This window comes from Methylobacterium sp. C33D (assembly GCF_053345825.1).
Window position 1 is genome coordinate 1 of the sequence record NZ_JBKFAV010000003.1, and the last position, 14143, is coordinate 14143.

Sequence of the window (14143 nt, forward strand, 5' to 3'; positions counted from 1 at the left end):
CGACCCGCCAGTCGATGGGCATCTCGGCCCTGTCGCTGGCCAACTCCGCCCAGCAGGGCGTCCTCCAGCTCCTGCGCTGAGTCTCGGCCCCGAGATCGACGCGGCGGCCGGGGCGACGCTCCGGCCGTCCGCGTTCGCGGGGCCCACGATCCGACCCTTCCTGACCCTGCTCTAAATACCCGCCGCGGCCCTGCGGGTCATCGAGGCTTCCGATTGGCCGGGCGACGAGTGGCGCCCCGGCCGGGACCAGAAGTCACAGGTCCGTCCCGCATCCGTGTGCCGGTCACCGTTGGACGCGGCGGCGGCTCCGGATAAGAGCGGGCCATGAGCATCGAAGATCTTCGGGGGGAGGTCGAGCGGCTTCGTCGGCGCGAGCGCGCGCTGGTGGAAGAGAACGCGCGCCTGCGCGCGTCGCAGCCTCCGCTCGCCGCCCCGACCACGACGCTGGCCGGTGTCGGCACCGCCCGCTCCGACCTGCTGTTCACCGCCGCCGACAAGACCCGGATGGCGATGATCGTCACCGATCCGAACCTGCCCGACAACCCGATCGTCTTCGCCAACCGCGCCTTCCTGCAACTCTCCGGCTACGCGGCGGAGGAGCTGATCGGGCGCAACTGCCGCTTCCTCCAGGGGCCGGCGACCGACCCGGCCGACATCGCCCGCATCCGCGCCGCCATCGCCGCGCGGCGCGACGTCGTGGTGGAGCTGCTGAACTACCGGCGCGACGGCAGCACCTTCGTCAACGAGCTCTACATCAGCCCCGTCTTCGGTCCCCACGGCGAGTTGCTGTTCTTCTTCGGCAGCCAGCTCGACCTCACGCGCTTCCGGCAGCGCGAGGCGCCGACCATCGACGAGGCCGCCTCCTCCCGCACTCCGCCGGCGGACGACGCAGTCGGTTTCTGCATCGTCGAGCCGCGCTCCGACGCCGAAGACCGGATCGGCGATTACCGCGTCGTCGAGGTCAACGCCGCCTTCGAGAACCAGTCGGGCCTCACCGCCGCACAGGGGCGATGGCTGAGCGAGGCCGCGCCGGACCGCGCCGGGCACTGGCTCGCTATCATCGACGGCGTGGCGCGATCCGGGCGCCCCGCCCGGTTCAGGGGCGCGCTGTCGCGGACCGGACCCGTCCGCGAGATCCACGCGATCCGGATCGGCACCGGGCCGCAGAACCGCGTCGCGATCCTCGTCGAGGATCCGGCGGCCAGGCAGGCCGACGAGGCGCGGCGGGAGGCCGGCAATCGCGACCGGCGGATCGAGCACGACCTCGTGTGGCGGACGAGCCGCGATCTCCTCGTCGTCTGCGCCCTCGACGGGACCTGCCAGGCGGTCAACCCGGCGTGGACGGAGCTGCTCGGCTGGCCGGCCGGCAGCCTGGTCGGCATCCGGATCGACACCTTGATCCATCCGGATGACGGCGAGACGGCGGCCGGCGCGTTCGAGACGCTGCGGACAGGCCACACGCTGTCCGACCTCGATATCCGGTTCAGGAGCGCCGACGGCGCGTACCGCTGGATCTCCTGGAACGCCATCGCGCGCGGGGACCGGTTCCACGCGACCGGGCGCGACGTCACGGAGCGCCGGACCCTCGAGGAGCAGCTGCGCCAGTCGCAGAAGATGGAGGCGGTCGGTCAGCTGACCGGCGGCGTGGCCCATGACTTCAACAACCTGCTGACCGTCATCAAATCGTCGACCGACCTGCTGAAGCGACCGGGCCTGAGCGAGGACCGACGGGGCCGCTACGTCGACGCCATCTCCGACACCGTCGACCGGGCCGCCAAGCTGACCAGCCAGTTGCTGGCATTCGCGCGCCGGCAGGCGCTCCGGCCGGCGATCTTCGACGTGGTCCAGTCGGTGGCCGCCATCGCCGACATGGTCGGCACGCTGACCGGCGCGCGCATCCACGTCGCGACCGATACGGATACCGGCACGGATGCGGGCGGACGGACGCTGCGCTGCCACGTCGATGCCGATCCGAGTCAGTTCGACACGGCCCTGGTGAACCTCGTGGTGAACGCCCGCGACGCCATGCAGGGCGAGGGGCGCATGCTGATCAAGGTGCGGCGCGCGGACCGCATCCCGGCGCTGCGGGCGCACCCGGCCGTGCCGGGGGATTTCGTGGCCGTCTCAGTCTCCGACACCGGGTCGGGCATCGAGGCGGACCTGCTCGAACGCATCTTCGAGCCCTTCTTCACGACGAAGGGTGTCGGACACGGGACCGGGCTCGGTCTCAGCCAAGTGTTCGGCTTCGCCAAGCAGTCGGGCGGCGACGTCGCGGTCGACAGCGCCGTCGGCGTCGGGACCACCTTCACCCTCTTCCTGCCGCGGGCGCCGGAGGCGGAGGTTCCGAGCGGCGCACCGGACGAGCCGGAGCCGCTGGCCGAGGGCCACGGCACGCCGGTCCTCGTGGTCGAGGACAACGAGGAGGTCGGCGCCTTCGCCCGGCAAGCCCTCGTGGAGCTCGGCTACGACGCTGTCTGGGTGAAGGACGCGCGCGCGGCGCTCGCCACGATCGAGGCGAACAGCCACGCGATCGAGGTCGTCTTCTCCGACGTGGTGATGCCCGGCATGAACGGCGTCGATCTGGCGCGCGAGATCAGGCGCCGCCGCCCCTATCTGCCCGTGGTACTGACCTCCGGCTACAGTCACGTGCTGGCTTCGGAAGGCACGCACGGCTTCGAGCTCCTGCACAAACCCTACTCGGTGGCCGACCTCAGCCGGGCCCTGCGCAAGGCGTTGCGGGAACGGTCGGCGCTGACCTTCGGCTGACGCGACTGCATCCGACCGGGCCGACGCGCGTTACGTCGGCGAACGCCCGCAGGATCGGACAGGACACCACGCCATGTCATCGGACACGCCGCGTCCCGGCGACGACCCGCTGCCCCCCATCGACGATCCGCTGCCGGAGCCCGCACCGCCCGACGGCGACCCGCCGGCCGAGCCGCCCGCGCCGCGCCCGCCCGGCCCCATCGAAGCGCGGTGAGACCGGGCGCGCGACGCCGCAGTTCCGCGGGCCGCACCGCCCCTCGATGCGGCGGGTCGCGGCTCAGGAGGTCGGCGGCTCTTGGTGGCGTCCATCTGGTTCGCGGACGCGCCGCGATCGATCACCGCCGCGAGCCCCGCGGTCGGGACGAGGCGCCGGGGCAGCGATGGGGGCGTGGCGCAGCATGAGCGGACGAGTGGGCAAGCGAGCGGCCGATCATGGCTCGTCCGGCGCCGCGAGGTCCCGGAAGCCGAGATAGCCGCGGTCGGCGTCGTAGAGGACGTCGTAGCCGTTCAGGACGCGCAGGCCGGTATTGACGAAGGGCTGCGGGCGCGTCGTGTTGAGGATGATGCGCTCGGGCGCGAGCGGCGCGGCGCGGTCGCCGACCGTGATCGCGTAGCCGGCCGCGTCGCCGAACCGGAAGCTCAGGCGTGTTCCGGGGCGGAGGGCGGCGTGATCGCCCGCGCCGGCCCGGAGGCTGTCGGCGACCTGCGCGGGCGGCAGCGTGAGGAACATGCCGGTGACGCCGGTGTCGAGGAGCGCCCGGCCGCAGGCGGCGGGCTCACGGCCGTCGACGGTGATGCAGGCGGGAACGCCGAGCCAGTCTCCCGGCACGCGCGGATGCGGATCGAGCTTCACGAAGCGGTACCGGCCGCGGGTGTTGGCGCGCGTCAGGCCGACATGCACGCCCTGCCGGGTCAGCACGTAGCCGCGGTGCACGGCACCGGATCCGGGCGGGTCGGCGTTGAGCAGCGGATTGGTGTCGGGCGTGCTCTGGGTCTGGCTATCGTCCTCGCGGCCGAACCCGATCCCCATCATGGCCACGTGGGCCGGCGCCTCCTGGGGCGTGCAGCGGCGGGCGCGCGCGGTGCAGTCGATCCGGTCCACGGCGAGAACACGGATCGGTTGCGTGATTACGCTCGCGCCGTCGCGGCCGACGACGGTCACCGGCACGCGCACCCAGCGTCCGACCATGATCCGGCCGGAACTCGAGTAGGTCAGGCGACCGGGCTCGCCGGGCAGGCTCGCGTTGCCCGGGATCCGGCTCGCCGAAACCACGATCCCGGTGGAGCCGGTATCCACGAGCACCGGACGCGCCGCGTCACCGAACGACAGTCCGAGGCGCGGCGATCTCGTGAGGGCATCACCCGGCTGCGGGGCATTGAGGAAGGCCAGGAAGATGCCGCGTCGGTCGTCCGCGTAGCTCGGCCCATCGAGCGCTCGCGCCGACAGGGCCGGGACGAGCATCCCCATTGCCGCGATCCCGACGCGGAGGAGAGCGGAAGCCGTTAGACGGCACAGTCTCCGCAAGCGGACGGATGGGCGGGTCGACCGCGGAGGATCCTGGAACGCGTGGCGCATATCGGCTCCGGGGAGATCTGGCTTCCGCGGCGACACCGCGCGCGAACCGCGTCGGCACAGAGACACGGTCGACAGCGCGCGCAGCGTCGCGCAGGCGCAGAAAATCGAGGCCGGTCAGCCGCCGCCGGATGCCCGCCATCGGCCCGCACCCCGGCCGCGGCGGTGCCCGGCAGCGCCGCCGCGATCATGGTTTCGATGATCATGGCGCCTGACGAGAGCGACGATGCCGACAGGAACCGCCGGTCTTCGAGCAGAGACTCGAACATCGATCCACGATCTATCGATCGCGAATGGATCCCGGGTCAACCGGACGTCAGACAGAGTGCTACCGGTTCAGTCAGCCGGCGCGTATCCCGACGCGGATGGAGCTCCGGATTCCTCCGCGCTGGCCGTTCCGGCACGGGCGGATGTCACCGGCTCCGGACCCGCGCCGAGTGACCGATCCCGGTTCCGGCGCGCCGGTCGCGAGAAAATCTCCGCGGTCGACCGCGCGAGCCGCACGAAACCGCGTCTCGTCGGCCCATGCCCCCGTCGAGGCGGACGATGCGCCGCCCGACCAGGGAGAACCGACGTGACCAAGACGACGATCCGCGTGCTCGCCGCCAGCCTTCTCTGCGCCGCGGCCCCCGCCCTCGCCCAGGAGGAGCCGCCGCAGCGCGGAAACCAGGAATTCCTCGGCGTCGATCTCGACAATGGCGGCGTCTACTACAACGGCCGCAATTCCGGCCGCTACTGCGTCTACCGCACGGTCGAGGTCTACAATCGCTACACCGGCTACTTCGAGGCGCGGCGCGCGCGCCGCTGCGGCCGCGGTCTCTACCTGCCGTGAGGAGCGACAGCATGCTGACCGCGCTCTCGCCGCTCCACTTGGTCGCCCTCAGCCTGATCGTCGCGTATCTCGGCTGGGGCTGAGCTTCATCCCCGCTCGCAGCATCACCTGTGCCCGGCTGTCATCCGCGCGGCGCGATGAGGACTGACGGCGCCGGACGCTCTCGCCACGTGAGATTGTTTCCCGGTCTCCCAGCGGATAACCCTGTCGCGCGTGTCGACCGGGCGCGCCCCGCTTCGAGGACGACGAGACCGGGCCGCGACCCGGACAGGAGGACGCGCTTGTCGAGAGCCAACCCGGGATCCGCGCTGCGGCGGGCCGCCCGCACCGCGCTCATCCTGCTCGGGATGACCTGCCTCGCCCCTGTCGTGCCGGCACGAGCGAACCCCGATCCGGCCTCCTTCGCCGACAATGCCGACGCGGTCGCGGTGGTGATCGGCAACCGCAGTTACAAGCAGACGGTGCCGGTCGACTACGCTCACAACGACGCCGAGGCGATCCGCGCCTACCTGATCGAGCGCCTCGGCTACCGCGACGGCAACGTCTTCCTGCTGAAGGACGCGACGCTCAACGAGTTCAACCAAGTCTTCGGCACCGAGCGGAATCCGCAATCCGGCCGCCTCTGGCGCAGCGTGCGCGAGGGCCGCTCGAACGTCTTCGTCTACTATTCCGGCCACGGGGTCCCGGATCTCGCCACAAGGCAGCCGTTCCTTCTGCCCGAGGACGGCAACCCGAACCAGGGCGAGAGCGGGTACGCGCTGGAGACCCTGTACCGCAACCTCGAGCTCGTGAAGCGCAAGATCGGCGCCGACCACCAGCTCGTCGTGATGGTCGATGCCTGCTTCACCGGCGAGACCGGCCGCAAGGGCGAGAGCCTGCTGGCGGTGTCCGCACCCGGCTTCGCCCCCGCCCGGCCGAAGACGGAGGGCGGCATCGTCCGGCTGGTCGCGACATCGGGCGCGACACCGGCCAACTGGGACGAGGCGAACAAGCTCGGCCTGCTGACCAGCCGGTTCCTGATGGGCGTGTCGGGCCTCGCCGACGCCCGGGACCAGTACGGCGACGGCGACGGGCTCGTGCAGTGGACGGAGCTGAAGCGCTACCTCCGCCGCGAGGTGGAGGACGCCGCCCGCCGCGCGACGGGCCGCGAGCAGGTGCCCGAGATCGACGAGGCCCCGATCGTCCTCAAGGCCTCGCTGCCGGTAGCGGCCGTCTCGAAGGGCGTCGCGGCCATCCGGGACGAGGGGGCTTGGCGGCGGGCCGAAGCGCTCGGCACCCGGGAGGCCTTCGAGGCCTATATCGGCACCTGCGGCGAGACCTGCCTGTACCGGCCGCAGGCCATGGACAGGCTCCTGTCCGGACGTCGCCGGGACGCGGCGGCGATCGACCAGGAGAACTGGGCCAAGTTCGGCACCCAGCGGCAGTATCAGGCCTACCTCGATACCTGCGGTGAGGTCTGCGCCTATCGCAGCCTCGCGGAAGGCTATCTCGGCGGCAAGAATCCGGGCGCCGATCCGCGCGTCAAGCGCTGCGACGAACTCGCCGCGGGCGCGGACGATCCCGACCGTCCGATCGGGGTCGCGGGCGTGAAGCTCGGCCGGATCGAGCCGGCGGCCGCGATCGACGCCTGCCGCGGGGCCGCGGCCGCCTATCCGGACCTCCGCCGCCTCTCCTACCAGCTCGGCCGCGCCTACGACCGGGCCGACCGCTACAAGGAGGCCTTCGCGGCCTACGAGCGCGCCGGCAAGGCCGGCAGCATCTCGGCGCTGAACAACCTCGCCGCCCTGTACGAGAACGGCCAGGGCGTGAAGCGCCAGCAGGCCGAGGCGTTCCGCCTCTACCGGCAGGCGGGCGAAGGCGGGAACGTGGTGGCGCTCGCCAACGCAGCCCGGATGCTCGAATACGGCAACGGCATCCCGAAGGACGAGGCGCAGGCGGTCGCCCTGTACCGCCGCGCCGTGGCCGGAGGCGACGTCGCGTCGATCAGCAAGCTCGTGCCGCACTACGCGACGGGCGCGTACGGTTTCCCGAAGGACCTCCGCCAGGGCTTCGACGTCTTCCGGCAGGCGGCGGATCGCGGCGACCCGGTGGCCATGGCCACGATGGCGACGCTGATCGACAACGGCTTCGCGCGGTACTTCCCGGGCGTGCGCTCCAGCGACATGGTCATGCGTGCCCTCAAGCGCGGGGAACTCGGCGCCGCCTCGGTCTCGGCCACCGACACCGCCGCCCAGAAGCTGAAGCCCGAGACGATCCGCTCGGTGCAGCGCGCGATCAAGGACGCGGATTACTATTCCGGCGCCCTCGATGGCCGCTTCAACCCCGTCTTCGTCCGGGCCCTCGACCAGTACGCCCGGGCCAACGAGACCGAATGAGGCGCCTTCTCCTCGCCGCGCTGCTGCTCGCCCCGACGGCGCCGCGCGCCGATCCCGCCGCGCAGGCGCTGACACCGTTCCTCGACGCCGTGACGGCCTGTGCCGGCCGGCCGGACCTGACGCTCGCGGTGGTCGGCGTCGAGCCCGGCCAGACGGCCCTGTCGCGCGAGCAGTCCGAGGAGGTCCGCCTCGCCGTCGAGACCCGGCTTCAGGCAACCGGCCGGGTCAGGCTCGCGGCGGCAGCCGACGTGGTGCGGATCAAGGCCCTGCGCGAGGGCACGACGGGCCTCTCGGGCGCCGAGGCCGAGGCGCAGATCCGGTCCGCCTACGCCGGGGACGCCGCCGTGTTCCTGGTCGAGCCCCGTCGGGCCGGCGAGACCGCCTCCGTCCGGCTCCAGGCCGTGACGCAGAGCGCCGCCTGCAAGGCGACGAGCGAACCTCTGGTTGTGCCGATCCATGTCGGAGCCGGCGTCGCCGACGTCGACGCCGTCATGGACAGCGCGGTGAAGTCTTTCGCGCAGGCGGCTCCGAACGCCGCGAGCGTCGAGGTCTGCCCGTTCGTGGCGCAAGGCGGCCACTCGACCTGCGCCGGCGCCCTCACCGACCGCCTCGTCATCGCCCTCGACGCCGAGGCCCGTTCGGCCAACCGTGTGCTCCGCGGCGCGCGCCTCGACGTGCGCCGCCGGCCGGCCGGCACCGCCTGTGCCGGAGCCGTCACCGCCCGCGGTCGCTTCCGCACCGACCGCGACCGGCAATCCTGGATGGAGCTCGAATTTCAGCGCGACGGCGCTGTGCTGGCGCCGACGGGGCGCCGCCGCATCGCCACCGAGGGGCTGGGCTGCGATCCCGTCCCCCGCCCCTTCCTCGACCACCTCGCCGCCACGGCGCGCACGGATGCCGGCCGCCTCTCGGTGGCGGCCGCCGCCACGCCGTTCGCGGCCGGCCAGCGCGTGGAGCTACGCATCGAGTCCCGCGTCGCGCAGAACCTGTACTGCTGGGTGGTCGCGGCCGATGAGACCGCATTCGTCGCCCTGCCGGTGCGCGACAACGCCGCCTCGCAACGCGCCCTCGGAGCGGGCGACTCGCGACGCTATCCGCGGGGCTACGGCCTCGACGAGATCGTGGCGGGAGAGCCCTTCGAGAATCTGTTCGCCTGCTTCGGCGTGCCGGGCGGCCTGCCGCCGGATCTCGCCGCGCGGTGGCTGGCGGCGGCGCCGGGCGCGGACCGCGAGGCGCACCTCCTGCAGCCCCCGGACGTCCTTGATCTCCTCGACCGGATCCGGGCGACCCCCGGGGTCACCGAGGCCACCGCGCGCATCGTGGTCCGCTGAGGCGGAGCGCGATCGAACGGAACGGCGTCTGGGTCGCCCAGGTCAGCCGGGTGGCGCCCGGATGGCCGCCGGAGGTCGACGGATGGCCGGTCGCGAGGTAACCATAAGGCGAATCGAACGATCACAATGGGTTGCGTCGCGGCCCGCGACTGGGAGGCGCATGACGGGCGGATACGATGAGCGCTGCGCGGCCGATCTCGCCAATGTCGGCGACGGCCGCGATCTCTCCCGCGCCGACCGTGCCTGGCTCGCCCGCGTGGTCACGGGCGCCGTGCGCCCGAACCGCGACAAGCCCCTGTGGGACCTGGCCCACGCCCTCGCGGCCCTGTCCGAGGCGGCCGGTGCCCGCGACGGGCGCGATCTGATCACCCTCGCGCTCGATCCGGGCCTCGCGCATCCGGCCGCCCTCGCGGCGCGCTTCGACAGTGGCCCGGCCGTCGACGACCGCGGCCCCGTGCTCGGCGCCGTCTGGTCCACCGGGTGGGCCAGGCTGGCCCGGCTCCTCGCGCTGGCCGAATTCGTGCTCACCGCCGAGGATCTCGCGCAGTTCGCCACCGTCGCGGGCTGGCTCGACGACCTCGTCGCCGCGCCCGATCCGGAGAGCGCGGCCATCCTGGCCAAGCGCCTGGCCCGCCACCTCGCCGCCTACCGGAACGCCCACCTTCCGCTGGCACCGCTGGAGCGGCGGTTCCGGGCGCTGCTGATCTTCCTGGGCGGCCGCCGGCCCGTCGCGGACGAGGACATCCTCGATTTCTGGCGCGCCGAGATGGCGACGGGCGAGCGGCCGGGCTTCCGCACGGTCGCGGAGCATTTCGTGACCTTCGAGGCGGCCGGCCACCTTCTCGACGGACTCGAGGCCCTCGCGGCGCCGGCCGCGCTCGATGCCCACGAGGGCTGGGACGAGAGGCTCGACGCGGCCCTGGGCGATCTCGCGGCGGCCGAGCCCGCCGCGGCGCTGGCCTCTCTCGTGGCTGACTGGCCGGAGGCCCCCAAGATCCTCACCGGCGCCGAGCGCGAGGATCTGGCCGACTTCCTGCGCCTCGAGCCCTACCACCGCACCCGCCCGCTGACGACGCTCCGGGCCGTGAGCTTCGGCCGGGTGCAGTCGGGCATCGCCAACCGTCTCCGGCGCGGCGGCGGCGGCGCCGACATCGCCGAGCGCGCGACCTGTCTGGAGGCCGAGAGCTACACCGAACTCCGGACGCGCGCGGGATCGCTCGCGGCCCATCTCGGCCGGATGCTGCGCATCGCGGCGGCCCTCCGGATCGCCGATCGCGACGCGCTGCCCGAAACGGTGCGGGCAGCGCTGGAGGCCGCCGAGGCCGACCTGCGCCGGGTGCGCCGCGCCGGATTCGACGATCGGACCGGCCTCTCGGCCGGGTTCGCGGCCGCCGAACCGGCGCTGCTGCGCCTCGCCGAGGCGGCGGCCGACCTGGAGCGGTCGCTCGATGGCCTCGCCCGGCACCGGCCGCTGGACGCGCTGTTCCCGGCGGATCGGGACGTCTTCGCGGTCGCGTTCGCGGCGGCCTATGCCGGGGAGGCCGCGGCGTGAGCGACGCGGCGCGCCTCCTCGCCGAGATCCACGCGGCCCGCGCCCTCGTGCGCGACGCGAAGGCGACTGCCAGGCCTGACCACGCCGGGCTCTGGGCCCACGCGACCCGGGCGCCCGACGGATCGGTCGACCTCGCGACCGTGCGGGCGATCCGCGGCGACCCGGCGACGGCCCGTCGGTACCGGACGATGCTCGGCGCGCTGGCGGTGGCCCACGCGCCGCTCGCCGCGGCCGCCGCGGACGGCGCGATCCTCCGGCGCCGGGTCGGGGCCTACGCGCTGGAGATTCTGGAGGCCGCGGACGGCGCGCCGCCGCTCCTCGTCCTGCGCGGCGAGGCCGAGCCGATGCCGCGGGTGATCGAGGCCTGGCTCGGCGACGAGACGGTCCGCCTCGACCTCGGTGCAGCGATCGCGGGCGCGGCGGTGCTCGCCCTCGACCCGGCCGTGCCGGAGGCGGCCCTCCTGGGCCGGATGCTGCGGGATCCCGCCTGCGCGGTGTTCCTGCTTTGACCGACCATCGCCTACGACGGCCGGCCTCTTCGGAACGGTCCGGAGCAGCGGGGCCCGTGCGCGCATGATGCGTCCGACCATTCTCGTCGTGGTGCCCACCACCCGCGGACCGCTCACGCTGCGCGGTCTCAGGCCGCGACCCGGTCTTCCGGCCCCGGCCGCCTTCGCCGATGGCGACTATCGCCCGCTGCCCTGGTCGGCCGATTACGCCCGGCTCTGCGGCGCCGCCGGCCCGCTCGCCCGGTGGACGGGCCGGACGCCGGAACCCCACGAGCTGCGGCTATCGGGCTCCTTCGACGCCGGGCGCTCCTGGGAAGTCCCTGTCTGCTTGGCGCACGGCCTCGCCGAGGGCGGTCACGCCTTCGCCGCGGCTCCGGCGGAGGCCGATCTGATTCTCTGGGCAACCGGCGCCGTCGATCTCGATCTCACGGTCCTGCCCGGCGACTACGCGCTGCTCGACAAGATCGACCGCTCCGCGCCTCTGATCGCCGAGGCACCGGGCGCCGCGCTCGCCGTCCTGCTGCCGGAGGGGCCGCAGCGCGCCGAGGCCGAGGCCGCCTTCCGCGGGCTGGGCCGGGACGTGCGGATCCTGCCGTCGCCCAGCGTGCCCGCGGCGCTGGCCGCGCTTGCGGCGCCGCGGCCTGCGGGGACGATGGCGCCGACGCGGCGGTGGCGTCGGCTGGCCCTGCCGGGCGGCGCCGTCGCGGTGGCCGGTCTCGCCGGTGTGCTCGCTCTCGGTGCCGCACGGCCCGGCCGCCTGGGCGAGCCGCGCCTCGACACGCCGGCCGATCCTGCCGCCGCTCCGGCCGAGACCGAAGCCCGGGCCGTGCCGCCGATCCACGTCTCGGAGCTGCGCGCCCCGGCGGGCTCGTCCTGCCGGCGCGTGGCCTTCGGGGCCGACCCGCCGGAGCGGCGTCCGGTGCCGGCGGGATCGGGCGATCACCTGCCCGCGAGCCGCCTCACGCCGGATCTGTGCGGGATCGCCGTCGGCGCGGAGCCGGGCCTGCGCGTGCAGGTCGGGCCCGAACTGCGCGATGCCGCCCTCCCCGCGGTCCGGCTGGCGGACGGCGCGCTCGGCTATTTCCTGCGCGAGGGCGCGCGGCAGAACCTCGTCTACGCGGTCCAGGCCGTTCCTGAGGCCGGGTCCGCGGCGTCGGCCCGCCGTCTGGTGCACGCCTTGACGCGCTGATGGGAGCCCCGCGTGTCCCGGATGCCGTCGATCGCGCCCGCGCGCACGGGTCCGGGCGCCGGGCCGAGAGGAGGGAGAGGATGATCGCGATGCGCCGGAGAGGCCCCCGCCTGCTGGGAGCGGCCTGCGCGCTGATCGTGCTCGCCCGCGGCGACGCGGCGCGGGCGCAGAGCGTCGGCTTCGATCCCGCCGATTACGGCCGGGCGCAGCTGCCCCTGCGTCAGACGACCGGCGACGCGGCGGCCTATGTCGACCGGAACAAGGGCGCCTTCGAGCCGGTGAGCGAACTCGATCCGAAGGACGGTCTCGCCGCCCTCGCCCGGCCGATCGGCCGCGTCGACATCGTGCTCGAGAACGGCCGCACCGGGCAGCGGGTCGGAGCCTCCTGCACGGGGACGCTGCTGCCCGGCGACTACGTGCTGACCAACCACCATTGCCTGCCGCAATCGGGCGACCTCCGCCCCGTCAAGGCGTCGATCCTGATGGATTACCTGACTCTCGACGGGAAAGGCTCCCGCCGCTTCGAGATCGACCCGAAGCCCGTCGAGTTCGACGCCCGCCTCGACTTCGCCCTCGCCCGCGTTGCGGGTAATCCGACCGCGACCTACGGCGCCGCGCGGCTCTCGGGCGAGCCGGTGACGGCCAACCGCTCGATGCTGGTCATCCACCATCCCCTCGGACGTCCGAAGGTGATGAGCCGCTTCCGCTGCTTCGCCGTGAAGGAGCAGACGGAGGGCCCGGACCTGCGCCACCGCTGCGACACCCTCGGCGGCTCGTCCGGGTCGCTGATGTTCGACGCCTCCGTCGCCGGCATCGCGCTCCACAAGGAGGGCGGCCTCGATCCGAAGGATCCGACGAGCTTCAACAGCGCGACACGGCTCACGGCGATCCTCGGCCGGAGCCCGACCCTGGCGCGGATCGCGGCGGCCCAGGGCCGCCCGGTCGCCGCCGCGGATCCGGGCGCCGGGCCGGTCCCGCCAGCGCCCGGCCCGGCACCGCAGCCCAAGCCGGCGACCGACGGCCCCCTCGATCCGGCCGGGATGAACGCCATCCTGCGGGGCCGCTGAGCGCCGTCGCGCGAATCGCGCGGCCCGGCGACGAAAACCGCTCTGGGTCGACCATGTCGGGGTGAGAGGGGCCGAAGCGAGGCCCGGGACACGAAGAGGGGAAGCGATGCGGACCCACGATCTGCCACGTGCCGCGCGGGTGCGCCTCCGCCGCTCCGGCCTGCTGCTCGCCGTCGGGCTCGCCCTGGCGCTGGTCGCGCCCGCCCGGGCGAACCCGCTCACCGGGGTGCCGGGTCCGCGCCCCGCACAGCCGGACGCGGCGGCTCCGCCGAGGGATCCGGCCGCGGAGCGGGCGGAGGCCGAGGAGGCGCGGACCGCGAATCCGAGCGCCACCGCGATCATCCGGTCGCTCGCGCCCTTCGTCGACGGGAATCCGGGACCGCCGGCCCGGCCGCTGGCAGTCACCCCCGACGACGGGGGCCCGGCTGTGCACGTCGTGCCCGCCCGGTCGGTCGATCTCACCGTGTTCTTCGCCTACGACAGCGCCCGCCTGACGCCGGAAGCCCGCATCCAGCTCGGACCGCTCGGCGAGGCCCTGCGCGCCCAACCCCTGACGGGCCACGCCTTCCTGATCGCCGGCCACACCGACGCCGCCGGCGGCCGCGCCTATAACCGCCGCCTCTCTCTGGCCCGGGCGCGCGCCGTGAGGGCGCACCTCGTCGAGGCCTACGGCATCGCTCCGGAGCGCCTGCGCGTCCACGGCTGGGGACCCGCGCGGCCGAAGGATCCCGACGCACCCCTGTCACGGGTGAACCGCAGGGTGGAGGTCAGCCTGATCGCGCCGGCCCGCAGCGGCGTCCTCCGCTTCGTCCTGCCGGTCGCGGAGCGCATCTGCGGCGATCTGGTCGATCCGCGCCAGCGGGCCGACCTCGACCTCGACGATTTCGGTGGGGCTCCGACGCCGCGTCCCTGCGCCGAATGAAGCCCCCGCTCGTCACCGACGCCCCGA

11 protein-coding genes are annotated in these 14143 nt (G+C 73.7%); 10 read left to right on the top strand and 1 reads right to left on the bottom strand.

What is annotated here, in order from left to right; translation table 11 throughout:
* Window positions 1-324 precede the first annotated feature (324 nt).
* Together ACLBXO_RS02525 and ACLBXO_RS02530 are read left to right on the top strand one after the other, a co-directional pair.
* Window positions 325-2766, top strand: a complete 2442-nt coding sequence (locus ACLBXO_RS02525; protein ID WP_331317694.1) for a PAS domain S-box protein — start codon at window positions 325-327, stop codon at window positions 2764-2766.
* Window positions 2767-2839: 73 nt separating this feature from the next.
* Window positions 2840-2980, top strand: a complete 141-nt coding sequence (locus ACLBXO_RS02530; RefSeq protein ID WP_447684411.1) for a hypothetical protein — start codon at window positions 2840-2842, stop codon at window positions 2978-2980.
* A gap of 216 nt (window positions 2981-3196) precedes the next feature.
* On the opposite strand, the gene ACLBXO_RS02535 is transcribed toward ACLBXO_RS02530, so the two are convergent.
* Window positions 3197-4234: a hypothetical protein gene (locus ACLBXO_RS02535; RefSeq protein WP_447684412.1), complete on the bottom strand. Its 1038-nt coding sequence runs from the start codon at window positions 4232-4234 to the stop codon at window positions 3197-3199.
* Between the two features lie 679 nt (window positions 4235-4913).
* Here ACLBXO_RS02535 and ACLBXO_RS02540 point away from each other — a divergent pair.
* From ACLBXO_RS02540 to ACLBXO_RS02575, 8 genes are all read left to right on the top strand, one after another.
* Window positions 4914-5171 carry a hypothetical protein gene (locus ACLBXO_RS02540; protein ID WP_447684413.1) on the top strand — a complete coding sequence of 86 codons (258 nt, stop codon included), beginning with the start codon at window positions 4914-4916 and terminating at the stop codon, window positions 5169-5171.
* A gap of 281 nt (window positions 5172-5452) precedes the next feature.
* Entirely contained in the window at window positions 5453-7546 is a 2094-nt protein-coding gene (locus ACLBXO_RS02545) for a caspase family protein (protein WP_447684414.1), read from the top strand.
* On the top strand, window positions 7543-8877 hold the full coding sequence (locus ACLBXO_RS02550; RefSeq protein WP_447684415.1) for a hypothetical protein: 1335 nt from the start codon (window positions 7543-7545) through the stop codon (window positions 8875-8877). Before ACLBXO_RS02545 ends, ACLBXO_RS02550 begins: the two co-directional genes overlap by 4 nt.
* 160 nt (window positions 8878-9037) lie before the next feature.
* Entirely contained in the window at window positions 9038-10429 is a 1392-nt protein-coding gene (locus tag ACLBXO_RS02555; protein ID WP_447684416.1) for a hypothetical protein, read from the top strand.
* Window positions 10426-10938 carry a hypothetical protein gene (locus ACLBXO_RS02560; protein WP_447684417.1) on the top strand — a complete coding sequence of 171 codons (513 nt, stop codon included), beginning with the start codon at window positions 10426-10428 and terminating at the stop codon, window positions 10936-10938. Before ACLBXO_RS02555 ends, ACLBXO_RS02560 begins: the two co-directional genes overlap by 4 nt.
* A 64-nt stretch (window positions 10939-11002) precedes the next feature.
* Window positions 11003-12127, top strand: a complete 1125-nt coding sequence (locus ACLBXO_RS02565; RefSeq protein WP_447684418.1) for a hypothetical protein — start codon at window positions 11003-11005, stop codon at window positions 12125-12127.
* Between the two features lie 80 nt (window positions 12128-12207).
* The gene (locus tag ACLBXO_RS02570; protein ID WP_447684419.1) at window positions 12208-13194 is read left to right on the top strand and encodes a trypsin-like serine peptidase; all 987 of its coding nucleotides are present in this window, start codon (window positions 12208-12210) and stop codon (window positions 13192-13194) included.
* A gap of 106 nt (window positions 13195-13300) precedes the next feature.
* On the top strand, window positions 13301-14116 hold the full coding sequence (locus ACLBXO_RS02575; RefSeq protein WP_447684420.1) for an OmpA family protein: 816 nt from the start codon (window positions 13301-13303) through the stop codon (window positions 14114-14116).
* The last annotated feature ends 27 nt before the right edge of the window (window positions 14117-14143 follow it).